The organism is Streptomyces sp. NPDC022910 (genome assembly GCF_055561075.1).
On sequence record NZ_JBVHHL010000047.1, the window covers coordinates 43,046 to 61,503 of the forward strand.

The window sequence follows — 18,458 nt, forward strand, 5'->3', positions numbered from 1 at the left end:
GCCCACCGCCGCCTACAGTGGCCCCGCCGCACTCCGAGGAGGATCGACGATGCCGTCGGACGCCGACTTCACCGCCCTGACCGAGCCGTTCCGGCCCGAACTGCTCGCGTACTGCTACCGGATCCTCGGCTCGATCCACGACGCCGAAGACCTGGTGCAGGAGACCTACCTGCGGGCGTGGCGTGGGTTCGACGGCTTCGAGGGCCGTTCCTCGGTACGGCGGTGGCTGTACCGGATCGCCACCATGGCCTGCCTGACGGCACTCGAGACGCGCAAGCGCAGGCCCCTGCCGTCGGGACTGGGCGCGCCCTCGGACGACCACCAGGTGACGGTGGCTCCCCGTGAGTCGACGGTGGAGTGGCTCCAGCCGGCGCCGGACGCCCGGTTCGGCGCCGACGACCCGGCGGCGGTCGTGGCCGCGCGGACGGGAGTGCGTCTCGCATTCATCGCCGCACTGCAGTACTTGTCCGCCCGCCAGCGCGCCGTGCTGACCCTGCGCGACGTGCTCGGGTTCCGCACGGCCGAGGCGGCGGAGATGCTCGACACGACGATCGCGGCCGTGGACAGCGCGCTCCGCCGCGCCCGCGCCCGCTTGGCCGACGCTGGACCGGTCGCGGACGACCTGGCGGAGCCGGACGAGCAGATCCGGCGCCGCCTCATTGACGACTACGTCGACGCCTTCACCCGCGCCGACCCCGACGCACTGGTGCACCTGCTCCGCGCCGACGTCGAAATGGAGATGCCGCCGACCCCGACCTGGTTCACCGGCCGCCACGCCGTCCTGGGCTTCCTGTCCGCCCGCGTCCTGCGTCCGGACCTGTGGCGGATGACGCCCACCCGTGCCAACGGCCAGCCTGCTGTCATCGTTCACCACCACACGGGCGACGGCCGGTACGAGCCCTACGGCATCCAGGTCCTGACCCTGCGTGGGTACCGCATCGCCCGGATCACCGCCTTCAACGACCCGACTCTGGTGGCGACCTTCACCGCCCACGCAAGCACAAACGCGACGTCGCCGAGTGGCGGTACCGTCACCCGTCTGCGCCACGCCGCCACTGACCTGGCCCCAGCAGCACGCGTACGATCCGGCTCTTCATGTACATCTGCTACATTCATGACATGAGTGATCCGGTAGTGGAGTCCATGGCCGATGTTCGCAGCCACCTCGCGGATGTCATCGATCGCGCCCGGCGGGAGGAAACCCCGACGATCATCACTCGGCGCGGCAAGCAGGAAGCCGTCGTGATCGACATCCAGGAGTACCAGCGCCTGCGTGAGATCGCGGAGAACGCCGAGGAGGCATGGCTCAACCGGCTGGCCGACGAAGCCGAGTCCGAGGGTGTGGCGGGGTCGGTCTCGCTCGAAGAGATGGCCGCCTTGCTGCGCGCCGATCAGGACTGACCCGATGGGGTACGTCACACGCTTCACGCCGCATGCCCAGCGGGACATGCTCAAGATCCCGCGCCCGGACGCCCTGCGCATCCTGTACCGCATGGCCGAACTCCAGAAGGCGATGGACGCGGGGGACGCCACGGCGTTCGACATCAAGGCCCTCCAAGGACACAGCGCCCGCTGGCGTCTCAGGGTTGGCGACTGCCGCGTCGTCTACACCGTTGAGGACGGTCAGTTGGTCGTGTGGGTCCTGGCCGTCGGCAACCGCCGCGACGTCTACCGCCAGGTTCCGTAGGCCCTCCGCAGTGCAGGTTGTTGCCGACTGCTCGCCGGGAGTCGCGGAGGCGTGCGTCTGCCTTTTGTCGGGATGTCCCGAATGTCGCCTATAAGCGCAACCAAAACTGCAACTGACGCACAACGAAGAGCCGAGCCACAATTGTGGCTCGGCTCTTCGTTGTGCCCGTTCAGGCGGCTGCGGAGGATACGAGATTCGAACTCGTGAGGGGTTGCCCCCAACACGCTTTCCAAATGTTCGTCTGGGGGTTCGGGGTAGGCCGGGGATGTTCTGACCTGCGGTGGAGCGGGTGATGGTGGGGTTTCCGGACGGCGCTGGATGGGGGTGAATGAGACCAGAACTGAGACCAGAGCGGGTCCGGTTACACCTTCCTGACGACGATCGTGTCCGGGACCAGCTTCTCCAGGTCGTTCACGTCCGAGGTGAAGATGGTGACCTGCCCCTTCTGCTGTCGCGCGATGGCGGCGAGCACCGCGTCGATGGCGTATTTGTGGCCGTGCAGCTTGGCGTCGGTCAGGAGTCGGCGGGCCTGGCGGGCCTCGTCCTTTCCGATGTCGGCGACCTTGAGTCGGGAGAGCACCCAGTCCCAGCGCTGCTCTGTGGTTCTGCCGTCGTACGCCTCGACCAGCGTCATCGGAGACGTCACCACCTCGGCTTCGTCCCGGGCCGCGAGGTCGAGCCAGGCGATCATCTTCCGGTCGCCGCGCACGGCCAGGGACAGGGCTTCGCAGTCGAGTACGAAGACGCGCAGGGGCCGCTGCCTCTGCTCAGCGGCCCGCTTCTTCACGCGGCCTCTCCGGCGTCGTGCTTTCCGGCGGCGCGGCGGCGCTCGTGCTCGGCGTCGAGATCCTCCAACTCCTCGAACGCTGCCGCGCGCTCCTCCTCGGTGAGGGGGCCATGTTCCTCCTGCAGCCAGTCGGCCAGTTCCCGCAGCCGGTCCCGGTCGCGCTTGAAGCGCAGCGCCTCGGCGACGTACGCCGACAGGCCCCGTTCCGCCGCCTCTGCGCGGATTTCGTCGAGGAGATCCTCGGGGATCGTCACCGTCACCTTCTTGGTCGTCACCATACAAGAGACCATACTCCTGGTATTGACCCCCTTACCAGTGCGTGCCGCGAATAATGGCGTGGCCGGACGGCTCATCTTTCACACTCCCGTGAGGTGCCGCAGCCGCGCGTTGGCCTCGTCCGGTGCGAAACGGTCAGGGGCGAATTCCGTGGCGGACCGAAGTCCGAGCCACTCCAGCATGGCGTGGTGTTCCTCATGCGCCGGGTCGGCGAGGATCAGTTTGAGATCGCTGTAGCCGGGGGCGCCGCCGCAGTCCTCTGGCGGGCACGCCCCGGCACCGTCCATGCAGTGCGGATGGTGAAGCCCGGCTGAGGCTGTCTGGAACTGCTCCACGGTGATGAGGTGCTCCCAGGAGTCCCCGAAGTCGTACGTGTACACGAAGCGGGCGCCCGGTTTGAGCAGGGCAGCCAGTGTGGCGGTGCGCTCGTCGCGGAATCCGGGTTCGCTGTCGGGGCGGCCGTACCGGACGCCGTCGATGGTGAACGCGTGCATGTGGCAGTTCTGCCAGCCCATCGCCTCTTGGATCACGGAGTGAAGCCGGTCCAGGCGGATCGAGGCGGGCACCAGTAGCTGCCGCCAAACCTGGGGTTCGTCCACGTCGGCGAGCTCGACGCGGATCCGCGACACCGCGTCGCCGGGCTCGGGCTCGCCAAGCGTCCGGGCCGTCTCGGTGCATCCGTCCGCCGTCAACTCGGCGCCGTCATCGGTGAGATGGACAGCTTCCAGGGAGGCGAGGGCCTTCAGGACCCGTTGGATGTCGTGGTCGTTGGAGGTGCGCAGATGCCCCAGTTGGTCGGGGGACAGGTCGTCGAGCACGTACAGCGGGCTGACCGCCTGCCACACCGCCTCGTACAGGTCACTGAGTGGCACCGGGGCAGTGGTCGCGTACAGCCGTTGCAGCAGCGCCCGCAGACCCCGGTCGTACTCGTGCGAGAGCAGGGATTCCAACCAGCCGGAGACCGTCACGGCCGGGCCGATGTGCGGTAGCGCGAGGAACAGCGCGCCACGCAGTTCGTCGGGGTGGTCCAGCAGCTTGGCGTTCTTCTTCACCGGTAGCAGGCGCCCGCCCGCGGTCCGCAGCAGTCGTGCCGCCTTGGCCTACTTACGTACCGGTGTACTACTCGGCCTTCGATCACCGGCCGCTGCCGATCGGCGTGGAGCAGGCGCAGACGATCGTGCACGATGCGGTCGCATACGCCCGCGGTCTGGGCTTCGAGCCCGCGGGCGGCTTCGCGGATGCGGCAGTGCACCTGGGTGCCCCGCCCGGCGACCGGCCCGGCATCGGCTTCGGCCGGAACGGCAAGCCGTTCTACTTCTCCGGCCCCTACGACAACCCACGCAAGGTGGTCCAGAATCTTGAGAAGCTGTTGTCTTTCCGGATGTGATCGCTGACTTTCCGCTGGTCAGGCATGGTTTCGGTGTTGCCGAGGGAGGCTTGGACCGTTCTGTTCGTCGAGGGCGGTGTGGAGGCGGTCGGTGTCATCGGTGAGGGGCTTGCTGGAGGAACGGGAGCGGGTGGCCCGGGTGGCCGTGGAGGAGCTTCAGGCGGAGGCGGACCGGATCCTGGCCGCTCTCGGTGAAGCCGAAATGGTGCTGGAGCGCCGGGTCATCGCGCGGGAAGAACTGTCCGAGGCCCTGGCCGTTCCTGAGGAGGTGAGAGACGTGCCGGCGCCGGACGTGCCTGGTCAGCGGCCGCCGCCGCCGGCGGTGGGCAAGGCCCCGGTCGCCCGGTCGAGAGTGCCGGACCGGCGGGAGGGCATGACGGTTCAGTCGCTGTCGTCGGAGTACCGGAAGATCGTGGAGCTGTTGGAGGCCGAGCCCGGGCTCGGCGTGGAGGGCATGCAGGCGAAGGAGATGACGGCCCGGCTGGGGCTGGAGTTGACAGCGGCGAAGATCGAAGGGGTGCGTTCGAGAGCGAAGCGGCTGGCCGAGAGGGATTGGGTGGAGCGGACTCCGGATGGCAAGTTCAAGCCGCGAGCGTCGTCACCGGCGAACTGACAGGCACAGTGGTGCGGGTGGTGCGGGCCAGGCGGCGGCTCATGAGCATGGTCTGCGACCAGTAGATGAACGCCTCGCTGCTTTCGGGCAGGGTCTCGAAGTCCCGGACCAGGCGACGCGAGCACATCAGCCATCCCAATGTCCTCTCCACCACCCACCGGCGCGGCAGCACCACAAAGCCCTTCATGTCGTCACTGCGCTTGACGATCTGCAGGGTGAGCTGCAGTTTCTCCTTCGCCCAGTCCACGAGGCGGCCGGTGTATCCGCCGTCGGCCCACACCAAGGTGAGCTCGCGGAACCTCTCCCGCAGCCCGGGCAGCATGATCCGGGCGGCCTGGCGGTCGGTGACGTTCGCGGCGGTCACCATGACCATCAGGATCATGCCGAGACAGTCGGTGATGACGTGCCGCTTCCGGCCGTTGATCTTCTTCCCGCCGTCGTATCCGCGTGACGCGGCGGGCACCGAGGCGGCCGCCTTCACCGACTGCGAGTCGATGATCCCCGCGGTCGGCTCCACATCCCGGCCCTCGGCGAGGCGGATCTTGTCGCGCAGCCGGTCGTGCAGTTCCTTGGGCAGATCGTTCTTCCGCCACCTGCGGGAGAAGGCGTAGACCCGGTCCCAGGGCGGGAAGTCCACCGGCAGGGATCGCCACTTCGTGCCGTTGTCGGTGACGTAGAAGACCGCGTCGATCATCTGCCGGTGGCAGTAGCCCTCCGGCCGGCCGCCCCTCCCCTCCAGCCAGCCCGGTGTCGGCATCTCATCACGGACCACCGCCCACTGGGCGTCCGTCATATCCGAGTTGTAGACCGGGGCCCTCTCCGGCTGATCGGCCGCGTTCCCGAACCGGTGAGCGAGGCAATCGCACGCCGAGCGCGCCGAGTTGAACTCCAGGGACGTAACCGCGTACAACTGCGACATCAGGGCCTCCGGGGCACACGGGTTGGACTCAACACCCCTCGTGCTGCACCGGAGGCCCTGTCTTCATGCGCTCCGCGACCGGAGATCACCCGGCCAAGCCCGATGTTCGATCAGAACCGCATCCATGATCGATAGGAATACGGCTTCTGAGCGCACCTGCGGTCCGGGCAACTACGACTACGTTGCCCATCCGTAGGCACAGGTCGCGAGCGGCACGGAGCGGGGAACACAAGCAGTGATACCGGTCGAACAGCAACAGGAGCCCACCGGCACTCCACGGGTCCGGCACACTGAGCACGAGGCGCAGGCCAACCTGCTGGCGGTGCTGCGCCTGTGTATGACGGAGAAGCTGCGGTGCAGCGAAAAGACCCGCCGCCCCAGCGCCGCCACCGTCTCGGCGGTCGCCGACGTCCTGGACGGCGGCGACTTCTATCCGCACGAGACCATCGCCGCCTTCGCCTGGCCGATGCTGCTCCAGGCAGGCGGCCTCGCCCAGCTCACCGGCGGTCGGCTGGTGCCGACCGCGCGCGGACGGGCCGCGCTGACCCGGCCGCCGCACCTGACCATTCCTCAGCTGTGGCAACGCTGGCTGAACAACAGCCTCCTGGACGAGTTCTCCCGCATCGAGGAGATCAAGGGCCAGCGCTCGGCGAACGTCCTGACCGCCGCCAAACCGCGCCGCAAGCTTGCCGGCCAGGCGCTGGCCGGCCTCACCCCGGGTGAGTGGATGCCCATCGACGGCCTGTTCACGGACATGCGCGCGGCCGGTTTGGATCCGGTCGTCCACCGCAGTGAACGCGCCCTGTGGAAGTTGTACCTGGAGGATCCGCAATACGGCAGCCTCGGTTACGACGGCCACCATGGCTGGTCCCTCCTCCAGGGCCGGTACACCCTGGCAGTGCTCTTCGAGTACGCGGCCACGCTCGGCCTCATCGACATCGAGTACGTCCCCCCGGTGGGCGCCCGCGATGACTACCGGGACAACTGGGGTGGCGACTATCTCGACCAGCTCAGCCGCTACGACGGCCTGTCCGCACTCCGTCTCAATCCCCTGGGCGCCCACGCCGTCGGCCTCACGGACGACTACGCCCCCGCCCAGGTCCCTGCCTTGGCCGTCCCGACGGGCAGGGTCACCGTCCTGGCGAACTTCGACATCGTCGCCCTCGACGGGCTGCCCTCCGCCGACGCACTCCTCCTGGACGCCTTCTCCGACCGGAAAACCGACCGGGTCTGGACGCTCACCACCGCTTCACTTCTGCACGCCCTCGACCGCGGGCACACCCTCGACGAGCTCCGTGGCTACCTGAACCAGGCCGCCTCGCACCCCGTGCCCCAGACCGTCACCACCCTGTTCGACGACACCGGCCGCCGCACCGGCCGACTGCGCGATACCGGGCAGGCCCATCTCATCGAGTGCGCGGACGAGGCACTGGCAGCCCTCGTCATCAGCGACCGCCGCCTGCGCGTGCTGTGTACCCGAATCGGCGAGCGCCACCTCGCGGTCTCCCCCGACCGTCTGCCGGCGTTCCGCAAGGCCGCCCTGGCCCTGGGCTACCCGCTGGCCTGATGGCACAAGGAGAGCCGCTTCGGGGCACCTCGGGCCGGGGCCGGGGCGCACGTCGTTACGTGACCGCTGATTATTGACAGAGGGCGCGTTCGCTACATGGTGAAATGTTTTGAATGTCGGAAATGAATGAGACCAAAACTGAGACCAGGGCATGCCAGAGCGTCGGACCGCTAGCAGTGGTCCGACGCTCTGTTTCACCTGTTCAGGCGGCTGCGGAGGATACGAGATTCGAACTCGTGAGGGGTTGCCCCCAACACGCTTTCCAAATGTTCGTCCGGGGGTTCGGGGTGGTGCGGGGGTGTTCTGACCTGCACCGGAAAACTGGCCCAGCTGTGACTTGGACGGCCCCGGACGAGGGTGAATGAGACCAGAACTGAGACCAGCTGCCACCAGCTGGTGCGCTTCCCCGCCCCGCCAGCGGCGATCCTGCCTTGTCTGAGTAGCCAGGGGGCAGCAGCCTCGCGATGGCCTCGGGTTGCGCGAACCGATCAGAGGCGAATTCCGCGGCCGGCCCGAGCCCGAGCCACACCAGCATGGTGTTGTGCTCCTCTCCTGTGGGCAGCAAAGGTGAGGACTTGTCGTAGCGCAGCGGCCCGGCGGGGGCCGGGGCACGTCATCGCTTCACGCGGCTGCGCACGGCGAGGATGGCAAGCCCGAGCAGGGCCGGCTCGACGAGGCGGGCAGTCATCTCGACGTACGTCCCGGTGGTGGTCAGGTCCTGTCCGGAGGCCCGGAAGATCACCGAGTTGGTCACCACCCTCACGGACTTCTCGAACCGCGCGGTCGACAGACGCCTTGTGTACGGCCCTTCCGGGTTGACGGGTTCTGGCTTCCTGGTCGTCAGGGTTATTCGGCGGCCGTCGGTGGTCCCCGCACTGACCGGCTCCGGGTCGGCCTGCGGCAGCCCCCACAGCATCATCGCGAGCACGGTGGCCGTCATCGCCAGGACCAGCCAGGCCAGGGCACGCACGGCGCGCAGGCCGTATCCGGAGAGTGCCCAGTACAGGCGCAGCAGCGTCCGCTCACCGCGGGACGCCGCGGCGTGGCGGCGCATCTCCATCTCGCCGTAGTAGAAGTCGGCCGCGCCCGGCTCGTTCCGGCTGTCCTCAAGCGCCTTGCGGAGCTGCCGATAGACCGGCGCGAGCACGGCGGGTTCATGCGTCTCGACGCCCGGTGGCGCGGGCGTCCAATGGCCGCCGTACCGGGTCGCCCGCCAGTGGTGTTCCTCGGCGAGGGTCCGGCGACGTATCCAGCGCAGCCCGTCGGGCGGTGGCGACAGGACGCAGCGACCTTCGAGCCGCAGCTGGTCCAGGTGGACCGTTTCCACGAAGAGACAGCCGGTTAGGTCGATGTCGGCCAGCACCAGGTACGCGGCGTCCACGCCCTTGACCGAGGTGACACGCACCCGGGCATCGGTGAGACCCGGTTCGGCGATCACCCCGCCCTCCGGCGAGACGAACGGCCGAAGTCGCCCGACGACGGTCACCGGGAACTCCAGCACGGCGTCGCTCAGATCCACCTCGGCGTACCGCAGCCGCAGCGCGGCGGTGGACGCCCACCGTGTCCGCTGGCAGCGCACATCCCGCGCGGCGGCCTCCAGTGTCACCGCGGCCTCGAACACGGCGTCGGAGAAGTCCACCGTCCCCGGGCAGACCAGCGGGCCGATCCGGGCGGTACGCCGGAACACCGCCCGCTGGAAACCCATGCCAGCCTCCAGCCGGGCCCCGGAGAACGACAGGTCACCGTGGATCGCTGCCCCGTCGAACGTGGCTTCCGCCGCGAAGTGAGCCTCGGTGAACGGCATGTCCCCGCCGATGTCCACCCCGTTGAAGCAGGCTCTGCTGCGGTGAAAATGCGTACCGTCGAAACAGGCCCGGCCGGCGATCCGGACCTTCTCGAAGTTGGCACCATCCTCGAAGACCGCACCGTCGAAGGCGGCTTCCCCGTCGATGACCGCCCCCTCGAAGGAGGCGACGCCACACACCCGGACACCCGAGAAGTAGGCATCCCCGCACGTCATGCCCTTGAACATCGCACCGCGGCCGACCTCGCGGACACAGAACCGCAACGTGCCCTTGATCCGCGCCTCGTAGAACCAGGCATCACCGCCCACTTCGGTGTCATCGAGCCACACATCTTCCGCAACCTGCGCAGCACCGAGGCGGAAATCGCCCCCGGCATGCACCTCACGGACGTACACACCCCCGCCGAACACGGCCGACCCGAAGGAGCAGAAGCCGCCGAAGTCGATCCCCTCGAGCTCCGCGTCTCCGGTGAACCGCACCTCGTCGAACGATGCCTCCCCCACCCGCGCCCGCCCGCTCCCCGGATCCCTGAGCGGTGCGAGGAGCTCGTCGAGCAGACTCTGGGTGAAGGGTGTGCCCCGGTGGTCGAGATCGGCGCCGGGGGTCAGCGAGGCCAGATGGGCGGCACGTTCGGCGTTGTCCAGATGCGCGAGGCAGGCCGTGTACGAGCCCACTCTGCGCCCCCGGCAGCGTTCCCCGGTGTCGAGGTTTCCGCACTGCGGCCACGTGGGGGCGTCGGTTCCGGTCATCCCAGCTCCCGTCTCATACCGCCACGACCGTCACGTCCCTCCGGTCACGCCCCTTCGGCCGGTCGACCAGCGCCTCGACCACCCAGCGCCCGGGGGTGGCTTCCAGTTCCGCCCTGTAGCGGTCGGGCCCGTACTGCCAGAAGACGACGGGTTGTTTGTTGGGACGGCCCGAACGCCACATGAACGTCCGCAGATTGCGCCGCGGCAGGTCGTGTCCCAGCAGCTCGATCACGAACGGACGGTCGGCAGCGACCGGGTCCCGGGGCAAGTGCAAGGCGATGCCCTCCTCACCGGCGAGCGTGCCGCCGGGCGGGCGTCCCGCGCGGATCGCGATCATCACGTCCCGGAGCGCGGGACCGCTCGCCAGGTCCGCGTTACGGAACCCGGTCCACAGCATGGGGTCCGTACCGGTCCAGTCCGCTATGGCCGACCGGCGTGGCACCGTCCCGTCGCCGGGCCCCGACAGGCTGTCGGTGATCCGCGACCCGTCGGAGGAGAGCACGAGCGCCTCGGGGCTCGGGAAGTCGACGCTGCCGAGGCAGTGCACGGTGTACGGGAGGGGGCCGACGCGCCGGTTCTCGTCGCACGCCGAGCGGAACTCCTCTCGGAAGGCCAGCGCCTCGCGGACGGCGTCGCCCGGCAGCCCGGGAATCGGGTAGCGGTTGTCGGTGATCCGCCGCTCGCGGCTCTTTCCCTCGACCCGCACGGCGGGGTACCACGGCAGCATCTCGACGACCGCCGGCAGGTTGAATGCCCAGTCGCGCAGCGCCTCGTTCAGCCGGGCGGCCACGTCCGCGCCGGGGCCCGCGTCGCCGGGAATCGCATGACCGGCCAGCAGCCGGGCGGCTTGGACCAGCCCCTGCTGCGGGGTGCCGAGGGTGACCAGGGTCCGGGCGGTTTCCCGGCCGTCCTCGCACTCCAGATAGTGCCGCCCGATCAGACCGCCCGTCGCATGGCAGACCAGAATGACGCGCGGATCATCGGCCCGGTCCGGATAGTACGCGTCTACCTCCGCATGCCACCGGTCGAGCTCGCGCGCCACCCGCGCGTTCAGCTGCCGGGCCACCAGCCGATGGGAGAGCCGCCAGTCGTAACCGAACGGCACGAACTGCGCGTCGAGCGGGTCGCCGAGGGCGGCACGGATATCGGGATAGCCCATGCAGGACAGCAGCCCGGGCACTGAGTCCGGGACCTGCAGCAGCGCGTCGGCGTCCAGCCGGAAGGGGCCCTCGGGCGGCGCGTCTCCCAGCCCCGGCGGGAGGGACACCTCGGTGAGTGCCGCGGCCGCCGAGCCGATCAGCTGCTCACCGCATCGCGCCCAGAGGTCCCGGCCGTCCCGGCACAGCCGGGTGCCCAGAAACCCCGGGACGAAAACCACCAGATCGTGTTCCATTCACTCTCCCCGTGTCCCGGCGCCGAAGAACGTGTGCGGCAGCCGGATCAGATCGCAACGGTCCTCCCCCTGCAACGCCATCACCAGACCCTCCGGGTCCATCGCGGTACGGACGGCGTGCACGTCGTACCCCCGCGTGGGAATCCCCGGCCCGTCCAGCCATTTCCGGGACCAGACGTCCCATGCGCGTGACACCGTCTCCGGCATACAGAGCAACAGCATGGGCCGCTCCACGGGGCCGGCGAACACTAGGGACGTCACGTCGGGGAAGTCCCCCGGCAGCCGCTCCGGGGGGTGAATGCTCTCGTCGCCGGAGCAGTCCTTGACGTACACGCTGCCGTGGTCCGCCCAGGCCAACATGGGCATCGAGGCGTCGTCCTCTTCGTCGTACAGCTCCCCGAGAGCGAGGCAAGAGGGGCCGGCCGCTAGCAGCACGCGCCGCTCGACGCCCTGATCGCCCTCGGTCCAGACCTGCAGCTGGTCGCTTAGATCACCGGCCATCCAGTACGAACCGTCCCGCAGGATCCTCGTGTCGATCCCGCAGAACCCGCGGTCGGTCCGGATCTCGCGCACCGCGATCCCGGCGGACGAGACATCGGCTGGGACCTCGTGGCGTACCAGCCGCCGACCGTCCGCCACGCTCAGCCGCAGCGTGCTGGCTGCCGGCTCGCCGACCAGGCTCAGCGCGCGGGCCAGCTGGCCGGCGTCCCCGCCGAGCGGGATGTCCTGGTGGGTGATGACCGACAGGCTGTCGTCGAGACGCCACAGCCGTACCGTCCGGCCGGCCGCGGCGGCCACCGTCCAGCCATCCGCCGCCCGCACCGCGGCCACCGCCGTCACTGTGCGCCCGTCGTGGGCGAGCTCCGTAGCCGGAAGGGCGGCCGGGTCCCCCTGCTTCGGCCGGGAGATCCGGATCCTGTCGTGCCAGGCGCGGCACAGCAGCGGCGGACCTTTCGGTGCGCCGGCGAGGGCAAGGACCGGGCGCTCGTTGCTCGGCCGCCGCTGGATTCCGTAGCGGGCCTCCAGCGCGGGGACCACGTCGACCACCCGGATGTACGGGCCGTCGGCGACCGCGAGCAGTCCCTGACCGCCCGGTTCGAACGCTATGGCGCCCTCGCGGGGGGCGTTCAGAACGAGCGTGGCTTCGCGTCCGGACCGCCCGACGGACCAGATCCGGACGGCCACTTCCTCGTATCCGGCGAGCAGCGGTTCATCGCCGTACCACCCGAAGGCCAGGCCGCGTGCGTTCGAGGGGTACGTCGCCACCCTTCCCACGACCGGCGTGGCGCCGGACACTGCCCCGCACTGCCAGACGTACACAGCGGTCCCGTCGGCCACGGCGAGGAAGCCCTCCCGGGGCGAGACCGCGAACGCCGCGGCGGCCATCGCAGGTGCAGCCAGGGTCACACCGAGATCGGTCCGGCAGGCGTGCAGACCGTCGACCCCGTTGCGGGTGCGGCTCGCTTCGAACAGCTCCACCCGCTCGGCGCCCGCCGCCAGGACGAACATCCGCGGGCCCAGGGTGAGTGCCGCGAGCTGCCGCACATCGGCCGTACGGACCTCCTTCAGCTGCGTGTCCAGGTGCGTGCCGATCTTCCAGGACCACACCCACACCCGGTCCCCGTCGGCCGCCAGGGCCACGCTCTCGCCCTCCACCTCGGCCACCGACAGGGCGCGCACACTGCCGCCCCACCGGTACTCCTGATCGGGCATCCGGGCACCCGCGCGCCAGAAGTACACGGTCTGATCGTCCCGGGCGACGGTGGCCGAGCGGGCTCCCGCGCCCACCTCACGCACCTCGCTGAGCGGGCGTCCGCGCTCCCCGCCGGTCCGGGGCAGCCGACGGGTCAGCAGCCGGGCGCCCGACTCCAGGTGCAGGACCTGGATCTCTCCCAGTCCGCCGGCGGTCAGGGTGTCTGCGTGGGGCAGCCCCACCGCCCCGGCCTCGGCGCGCCAGCTCAGCGCCCGCGCGCCGCCCGAAGGCGCCGCGCGCCGCCACTCCGGGGGGTCCGGCGGGACATCGGTCCAGTACTCCTGCCAGGGCAGGAAGCCGTCGGTGGGCCGCAGCGTCCGGTACGTCACTTCGCGGTGGCTGACGAAGGCGGTGGCGCTGAACAGGGCCTTGCGCTCCAGCAGAACCGACGCCGACAGCGGGCTGAACGCGCGGGGGAACGAGCCCGCGACCCTGCCGTACAACGCGGCGCCGTCGCAGTCCCGGGCCAGGCCCGCTGCGAGCGGCAGCATGACATCGGGGTTCGTGCGCAGCAGGAAGCCCACGTCCTCGAAGAGCTCTCGCAGGGCGTCCGGCCCCACCTGGGCGGCGTGGGCGCCCAGGTATTCGAGCGTGTACTCGTCGGCGCCGCTCCAGTCGCCGCCGGCGCGGGCGCGCAGCGCGTCGAGCACCCTGCGGTGTGCCTCCCGGGCGGTCAGTCCGGCGTCGGAGAGGAAGAACTCGCCATAGCTCGGATGGGCCAACTGATGGCGGATCCGCCCGGCCGTCTTTAGCGCGCCGTCCTTCTGGGTGGCGACGATGCCGCCGTCGGCGCTCCGGCACACCTGTCGCAGATCCTCCAGCGTGAGCTCCGGTGAGCCGGTCTCGCGCAGCGCGTTGGCGAGCGTCAGCCAGGTCGCGTCCGGGGTCAGCCCGGGCCCCTGAATCACCGCCAGCGCCCGCAGCACCTCGTGGGCACGCTGTGCGCCGGGCTGCTCGCTCAGGTAGCGCGTCTCCTCCGCGAGGCGGGTGCGCAGGTCCATGCCGCCGTCACGCAGCCACGCCAGCAGCTCGGCCTCGGCCGCGACCGTGGTCCGCCGGGCGAGCCCGGTCGCGACCAACCGGGCCACCAGGAACGAGCCGTGACTCTGCGCCGCGACGATCTCGGCCGTCCAGTCGCGGTCCACCCGCCGCGCGTCACCCCGGTATGGGGAGTGCTCGGTGTCCAGTACGGACAGCACCATGCCGGTGATGCTCGCGCGCGCCTCCTCGTCGTCCCCGAGGACCACGGGTTCGACGCTGAGTTCCAGGGTGTCCAGGAGCGACTCCTCTTCCGCGGGCGCGATGGTACGCCGGCGGGGCTGCGTCCGGGTACCGACGATTACCCGGACACCGGGCGTGGCCGCCAGGGGGTTCAGGACGTGCCAGGCGATCGCGTATGCCTGGTCCGGGAGGGCCTCGTCGAGTGCGTCGAAGAGCAGGTTCACCGAACCCGCCCGGCCGACCAGCTCCTCGAAGGCGTCGGTGAATTTCTCCGACGTCACCGGCTCCTCCGGCAGCGGTGGCGCCCCGTCGATGTCCGCCAGCACCTCTCGCAGATGCGCGGCCAGCGAATGGGCGGACTGCCCCCGGCAGCTCAGCACCGCGTGAATGGTTCCCGCCCGGGGCAGCGTCGCGGGGTCGAGGTCCGGACCGAGGGTCTCCCGCCAGCTCGGCAGGGAGGTGAGGGCCAGCCGGCCGAGCAGCGCGGTCTTCCCCGTGCCTGCCAGGCCCGTCACCGCGAGCAGCCCCTTCGGGTGGGTGTCCATCCAGCGCACGATCCGGCTCAGCGCGTCCCGCCGGCCCGCGAAGTGGCGGCTGAGATGGCTGTTTTCCTCGAGACCGAACTGCTCGGCCTCGATCCAGGGCTTCCGCCGCGTCAGCACGGCCGGCGTGTACACCGGCCGGTCGGACTGGTGGTAGTAGGGGTTGTCGAGGAAGTTGTTGGGAAGCGCCCGGACCTCCCGGCAGTCCGGCCGCTGCGCCGGGTCGTCGAGACCGTCGTCCGCCGCCTGCGCGTCCACGGCACGGCAGAGATACGGCAGCGGCAGATACAGCGCGGCCGGCTCGAACGGGCGGGCCTGGTCGTCCGCTACGAAGTCCGGCTTCGCCAGCGCTTCCTCCAGCCACGTCACCCAGCGGCCCGCCGACACCTGCGCGTCCGCCCCCGAGGTGCCGATGACGGCGAAGCCCTTCCGCCGGTTCTCCCGCGCCCGGATCACCGCGGGATCCCGCTCCAGCTCCACGGCGTGCCGCACCGCCTCGCCCAGGGAGTTGTAGCTCTGGGAGGAGCAGGCGTCGACGATCAGCAGGGTGTCCGTCTCGTACTCCGGCCGCAGCAGGAAACCCACCAGCTCGAGCAGGGAGACGGCCCGGGCGGGGTCGAACTCGCCCGACTGCCAGGAGTCGGCGCAGGCGAGGAAATAGCCCTCGTCACCGCGCTGGACGCCGTGCCCTGTCCAGTAGAGGATCTTGCGCTGGGCGCCAGCGGTCAGGAACTCCCCCAGCCCGGCCCACAGTTGCCGCCGGGTCGCTCCGCCCCGGTCGGCCCGGAGGGCCTCCCCGAACCCCAGCTTCTCCCGCGCAGTCTCGGTGAAGCGGTCACGGATCTCATCCAGCTGCGGGCGGCGCAGCCTCTGCCGCTCCTCCGTGTCCGGGTGGAGGTACTCCGGTACGGCGATCGTGCCCACCAGGGAAGAGGATCGCCGCTCGGCTTTCAGTAACGCCAGCCGGTTGTCCGTGTCGCTTCGTACCATGAGATCGACAGCACCCCCCGAAAGTGTCCACCACAGCTTATTTACCAGTGGAGTTGGCGATGCGAGACAGATTCACCGTGGTTGGCCGGGCGACAGGCTGTCATCTTTTCGAGGGTGACGGGACCCGGCCCATCGATGAGGAGAACGTCCACGTCAAGTACACGCCGAAGCGTGTGCAGTTCCCGGAGGAGATCGCCGCCTGGCGGCGGTCCATCGAGGCGGAGGAGGAGCGTAAGGAGGCCAGCGGGCTGCCGCATCGGTGGAACAACGCGCGTTTCGCGGTGGAGCGGGTCGTGGTCACCCGTACACATCTGGCCGAGGAGCCCGTGGTGTCCCTCACCATGCGGGACGCAGACTACTTCGACTTTCTCACCACCTCGCTCAACCTGGACCGGCGGCAGAAGAACGGCCTCACGCTGCGCGAGCAGTATCTGGAGGGCAGCGACCCGGCCGACGCGCCCTCCTGGATGAACTGCAGCTTCGGCATCAACGTGGCCCTGGAGACCGGCAAGGACGGCAAGATGCTGTTCTCCCGGCGGAGCGCCCAGGTCGCCGGGCCGAACAGCGCACGGTGGAACTCCTCCGCCAACGAGGGCCTGGCCCAGCAGCACGACCTGCCCAGGGACGGCAGCCCGGTCAGCTTGCACGCGGTGGCGCGCCGCGCTATCTTCGAGGAACTCGCCGTGCACGACGGGGACAATGCCAAGGTGGAGCTGCTCGGGTTCGGGCTCGACCTGGTCAACCACCAGTGGGCGGCGTTCTTCCGCGCGGTGGTGCCCGAGCTCGACGAGCCGACGCTGCGTCTGCGCTGGACGCGCGGTGTCACCGACAAGTGGGAGCACGACCGGTTCGAGTTCGTGGACGCGGACCCGGAGTCGGTATTCGGTTTCATCGCGGACGAGCCGGAGGAGCGATGGACACCCTGCGCGCCGGCCCTCTTTTATCTCGCCCTGGTACGCGGTGCCGTGGAGCGCGCCGGCGGTGACCCGGCCGGCCGGGTCACCGTGGAGCAGGCCGAGCAGAAGGTCAGGTCGGACCGCGGTCTGTGAGCCGGGAGGCCGGGGCGAGACATCTCAGGGGGTTTCCCGCCCACATCTCCCCCGGAGGAACGTGGCCGAGGACGAGCGACCCCATGCCGACGACGGATCCCGACCCCACGGAGGCGTACTCCCTGATCTTCGCCCCGGCACCGACGTACGCGTTCTCCTCCACCACAGCATGCCGCCCGAGGAACACCTGGGCCGCGACGGTGCCGTAGTCCTGGACCACGACGTCAGCCGCCATCATGGTGTGCGGCCGCACTATCACATGATCGCCGATCGTCACGCCCGACAGCGCACACACCATCGGCATCAGAATCGTGCCGTGCCCCAGGGTGCAACTGGGATCGATCACTGCAGTGCGGTGGACGATCGTCGGGTAGCGGTGCGGAGGGAGTCCCAGCGCCCGAACGATCCTGCGTCGCGCCCCCTGGTGGTCGACATGACAGATCGAAATCACCAAATCCGCGCCCGGACAGCGGCCGACGGCCTCCAGTCCGCCGAGGACCGGCAGGCCGTCGACCCGAGTGCCGTGGAGTTTCCTGTTCTCGTCGATGAAACCCCGTACCCGCCAGCGTCGTGCGCCTGCCTCGTCGGTGTCCTGGGCGCACATCGACGCGAGGGCACGGCCCATCCCTCCCGCCCCGATGATCAGCAGATCCTTCTCGGCGGGCGGGAGCGACCCGGCGCCGTGACGTATCTGGAGGTCACGGTCCCGCCGCTGACGCGCCAGCCTGACGCCGTGTGACACGCTGCCCCCACATGTCTCCCGCGGCTGGGCAACCCAACCGTGCTCATCGGAAGAAAGTACAGCGTGCCGTCGGCGCGGGTGTGTTCCGCCGCTCTCCCGGGAGGCGGGCCCCGGTGCCTGCACGCGACGGATCCCATGCCTGAGGAAGCCGCGCGGAAGCTTGCCAAGACCATCCGAGAGCCCCGGAAACCCCTGGTACGGACAAAGACACAGGACAACGGGGCCAGAGTGGGCAACACGAAGGGCCTCACCGGAAACCAGCGGGACCCTTCGTTTCGCCTGTTCAGGCGGCTGCGGAGGATACGAGATTCGAACTCGTGAGGGGTTGCCCCCAACACGCTTTCCAAATGTTCGTCTGGGGGCTCGGGAAGGGACGGGGACGTTCTGACCTGCGGCGGAGCGGCTGGTTTCTGGGCGTGCGCACAGTGTCGGACGGGTGTGAATGAGGCCAAAATTGAGACCAGAGGGAGCCACGCTGTTGCGAGCTTTCGCTTGGGATCAGTCGGTGTTTTCCTCGTCGTCCAGGTGCCGCATCGCGTATGCGCGCTCCTCTGGATGCCGCGGCTAGCCGCGCCATCACCCATGCCGTGCGAGCGTCCATGCCCGGCCCAAACTCGGCTGCCAGGCGATGAGTCTGCCACGTCGTCCGAGGCGCGAGCACCCAGCGCCAGAGCTGGAGCCGTATGTGGCCGGTGCGGGTGGCAGTCCTTCCTGCTGCTCTGGGGGCATTCGGCGGAGACGGGCCGGTTGCGACGGTGACCACCGGAAAGAGCTGCGGAGGCCGCTGACATTGACGCCCGAGGTGCCTGCGCCACTCGCCGTCACCAGACCCACATCTTCTCTCCCGGCAATCCGATTCGGCCGTGGCCGACTCGCGCCCTTCCCCTGTCTGTCAGACTCCGGTGAGACCGATGAGGTGCACGTCTCTTTGATCTGATGCAGGGCGAGACAGGACCAGGAACAGCGTGACGATGACCG

At 69.6% G+C, this 18,458-nt stretch carries 15 protein-coding genes; 7 read left to right on the forward strand and 8 right to left on the reverse strand.

The window, feature by feature from the left end; translation table 11 throughout:
* The first annotated feature begins 49 nt into the window (after window positions 1-49).
* Genes ACZ3TS_RS32125 through ACZ3TS_RS32135 form a run of 3 tightly spaced genes read left to right on the forward strand, consistent with a single transcriptional unit; the run spans window position 50 to window position 1,687 of the window.
* Window positions 50-1,123, forward strand: coding sequence for an RNA polymerase subunit sigma-70 (locus ACZ3TS_RS32125; RefSeq protein WP_467624856.1), 1,074 nt, complete (start codon window positions 50-52; stop codon window positions 1,121-1,123).
* Window positions 1,120-1,401 (forward strand): type II toxin-antitoxin system Phd/YefM family antitoxin, encoded by a 282-nt coding sequence (locus tag ACZ3TS_RS32130; protein WP_467624858.1) that lies wholly within the window; start codon window positions 1,120-1,122, stop codon window positions 1,399-1,401. The genes ACZ3TS_RS32125 and ACZ3TS_RS32130 overlap by 4 nt, the downstream gene beginning before the upstream one ends.
* A gap of 4 nt (window positions 1,402-1,405) precedes the next feature.
* Entirely contained in the window at window positions 1,406-1,687 is a 282-nt protein-coding gene (locus ACZ3TS_RS32135) for a type II toxin-antitoxin system RelE family toxin (RefSeq protein ID WP_467624860.1), read from the forward strand.
* A gap of 361 nt (window positions 1,688-2,048) precedes the next feature.
* Here the strand turns inward: ACZ3TS_RS32135 and ACZ3TS_RS32140 are convergent, their stop codons facing one another.
* The 3 genes from ACZ3TS_RS32140 to ACZ3TS_RS32150 all read right to left on the reverse strand — a co-directional run bounded on the left by ACZ3TS_RS32140 (window position 2,049) and on the right by ACZ3TS_RS32150 (window position 3,802).
* Window positions 2,049-2,474: a PIN domain-containing protein gene (locus ACZ3TS_RS32140; RefSeq protein ID WP_467624862.1), complete on the reverse strand. Its 426-nt coding sequence runs from the start codon at window positions 2,472-2,474 to the stop codon at window positions 2,049-2,051.
* Window positions 2,471-2,749 carry a ribbon-helix-helix domain-containing protein gene (locus ACZ3TS_RS32145; RefSeq protein WP_467624891.1) on the reverse strand — a complete coding sequence of 93 codons (279 nt, stop codon included), beginning with the start codon at window positions 2,747-2,749 and terminating at the stop codon, window positions 2,471-2,473. Before ACZ3TS_RS32145 ends, ACZ3TS_RS32140 begins: the two co-directional genes overlap by 4 nt.
* Window positions 2,750-2,830: 81 nt before the next feature.
* Entirely contained in the window at window positions 2,831-3,802 is a 972-nt protein-coding gene (locus tag ACZ3TS_RS32150; RefSeq protein ID WP_467624864.1) for a plasmid pRiA4b ORF-3 family protein, read from the reverse strand.
* A 62-nt stretch (window positions 3,803-3,864) separates the two neighbouring features.
* Here ACZ3TS_RS32150 and ACZ3TS_RS32155 point away from each other — a divergent pair, with 62 nt between their 5' ends.
* Together ACZ3TS_RS32155 and ACZ3TS_RS32160 are read left to right on the forward strand one after the other, a co-directional pair.
* Entirely contained in the window at window positions 3,865-4,137 is a 273-nt protein-coding gene (locus ACZ3TS_RS32155; RefSeq protein WP_467624865.1) for a hypothetical protein, read from the forward strand.
* Window positions 4,138-4,276: 139 nt separating this feature from the next.
* Window positions 4,277-4,750 carry a hypothetical protein gene (locus tag ACZ3TS_RS32160; RefSeq protein ID WP_467624867.1) on the forward strand — a complete coding sequence of 158 codons (474 nt, stop codon included), beginning with the start codon at window positions 4,277-4,279 and terminating at the stop codon, window positions 4,748-4,750.
* On the opposite strand, the gene ACZ3TS_RS32165 is transcribed toward ACZ3TS_RS32160, so the two are convergent.
* Window positions 4,719-5,543 (reverse strand): IS5 family transposase, encoded by an 825-nt coding sequence (locus ACZ3TS_RS32165; RefSeq protein WP_467624868.1) that lies wholly within the window; start codon window positions 5,541-5,543, stop codon window positions 4,719-4,721. The genes ACZ3TS_RS32160 and ACZ3TS_RS32165 overlap by 32 nt on opposite strands.
* Before the next feature lie 361 nt (window positions 5,544-5,904).
* Between ACZ3TS_RS32165 and ACZ3TS_RS32170 the strand changes: the two genes are divergently transcribed.
* The gene (locus ACZ3TS_RS32170; protein ID WP_467624871.1) at window positions 5,905-7,236 is read left to right on the forward strand and encodes a helicase-associated domain-containing protein; all 1,332 of its coding nucleotides are present in this window, start codon (window positions 5,905-5,907) and stop codon (window positions 7,234-7,236) included.
* A 613-nt stretch (window positions 7,237-7,849) separates the two neighbouring features.
* Here ACZ3TS_RS32170 and ACZ3TS_RS32175 read toward each other — a convergent pair.
* The 3 genes from ACZ3TS_RS32175 to ACZ3TS_RS32185 are packed head-to-tail and all read right to left on the reverse strand — an operon-like array spanning window position 7,850 to window position 15,689.
* Window positions 7,850-9,790: a pentapeptide repeat-containing protein gene (locus ACZ3TS_RS32175; protein ID WP_467624873.1), complete on the reverse strand. Its 1,941-nt coding sequence runs from the start codon at window positions 9,788-9,790 to the stop codon at window positions 7,850-7,852.
* A 13-nt stretch (window positions 9,791-9,803) separates the two neighbouring features.
* The gene (locus ACZ3TS_RS32180) at window positions 9,804-11,183 is read right to left on the reverse strand and encodes an esterase/lipase family protein (RefSeq protein ID WP_467624874.1); all 1,380 of its coding nucleotides are present in this window, start codon (window positions 11,181-11,183) and stop codon (window positions 9,804-9,806) included.
* Entirely contained in the window at window positions 11,184-15,689 is a 4,506-nt protein-coding gene (locus ACZ3TS_RS32185; protein ID WP_467624876.1) for a peptidase C14 caspase catalytic subunit p20, read from the reverse strand.
* Window positions 15,690-15,748: 59 nt separating this feature from the next.
* Here ACZ3TS_RS32185 and ACZ3TS_RS32190 point away from each other — a divergent pair, with 59 nt between their 5' ends.
* Entirely contained in the window at window positions 15,749-16,738 is a 990-nt protein-coding gene (locus ACZ3TS_RS32190; protein ID WP_467624877.1) for a translation initiation factor 2, read from the forward strand.
* On the opposite strand, the gene ACZ3TS_RS32195 is transcribed toward ACZ3TS_RS32190, so the two are convergent.
* Entirely contained in the window at window positions 16,716-17,480 is a 765-nt protein-coding gene (locus tag ACZ3TS_RS32195; RefSeq protein WP_467624879.1) for an acetyltransferase, read from the reverse strand. The genes ACZ3TS_RS32190 and ACZ3TS_RS32195 overlap by 23 nt on opposite strands.
* Between the last annotated feature and the right edge of the window lie 978 nt (window positions 17,481-18,458).

What these genes read in the sequence shown, in the direction of transcription:
- ACZ3TS_RS32175 (WP_467624873.1), bottom strand. Translation starts at nt 9,790, where the DNA reads ATGACCGGAACCGACGCCCCCACGTGGCCGCAGTGCGGAAACCTCGAC.
- ACZ3TS_RS32185 (WP_467624876.1), bottom strand. Translation starts at nt 15,689, where the DNA reads ATGGTACGAAGCGACACGGACAACCGGCTGGCGTTACTGAAAGCCGAG.
- ACZ3TS_RS32180 (WP_467624874.1), bottom strand. Translation starts at nt 11,183, where the DNA reads ATGGAACACGATCTGGTGGTTTTCGTCCCGGGGTTTCTGGGCACCCGG.
- ACZ3TS_RS32130 (WP_467624858.1), top strand. Translation starts at nt 1,120, where the DNA reads ATGAGTGATCCGGTAGTGGAGTCCATGGCCGATGTTCGCAGCCACCTC.
- ACZ3TS_RS32125 (WP_467624856.1), top strand. Translation starts at nt 50, where the DNA reads ATGCCGTCGGACGCCGACTTCACCGCCCTGACCGAGCCGTTCCGGCCC.
- ACZ3TS_RS32190 (WP_467624877.1), top strand. Translation starts at nt 15,749, where the DNA reads ATGCGAGACAGATTCACCGTGGTTGGCCGGGCGACAGGCTGTCATCTT.
- ACZ3TS_RS32135 (WP_467624860.1), top strand. Translation starts at nt 1,406, where the DNA reads ATGGGGTACGTCACACGCTTCACGCCGCATGCCCAGCGGGACATGCTC.
- ACZ3TS_RS32165 (WP_467624868.1), bottom strand. Translation starts at nt 5,543, where the DNA reads ATGACGGACGCCCAGTGGGCGGTGGTCCGTGATGAGATGCCGACACCG.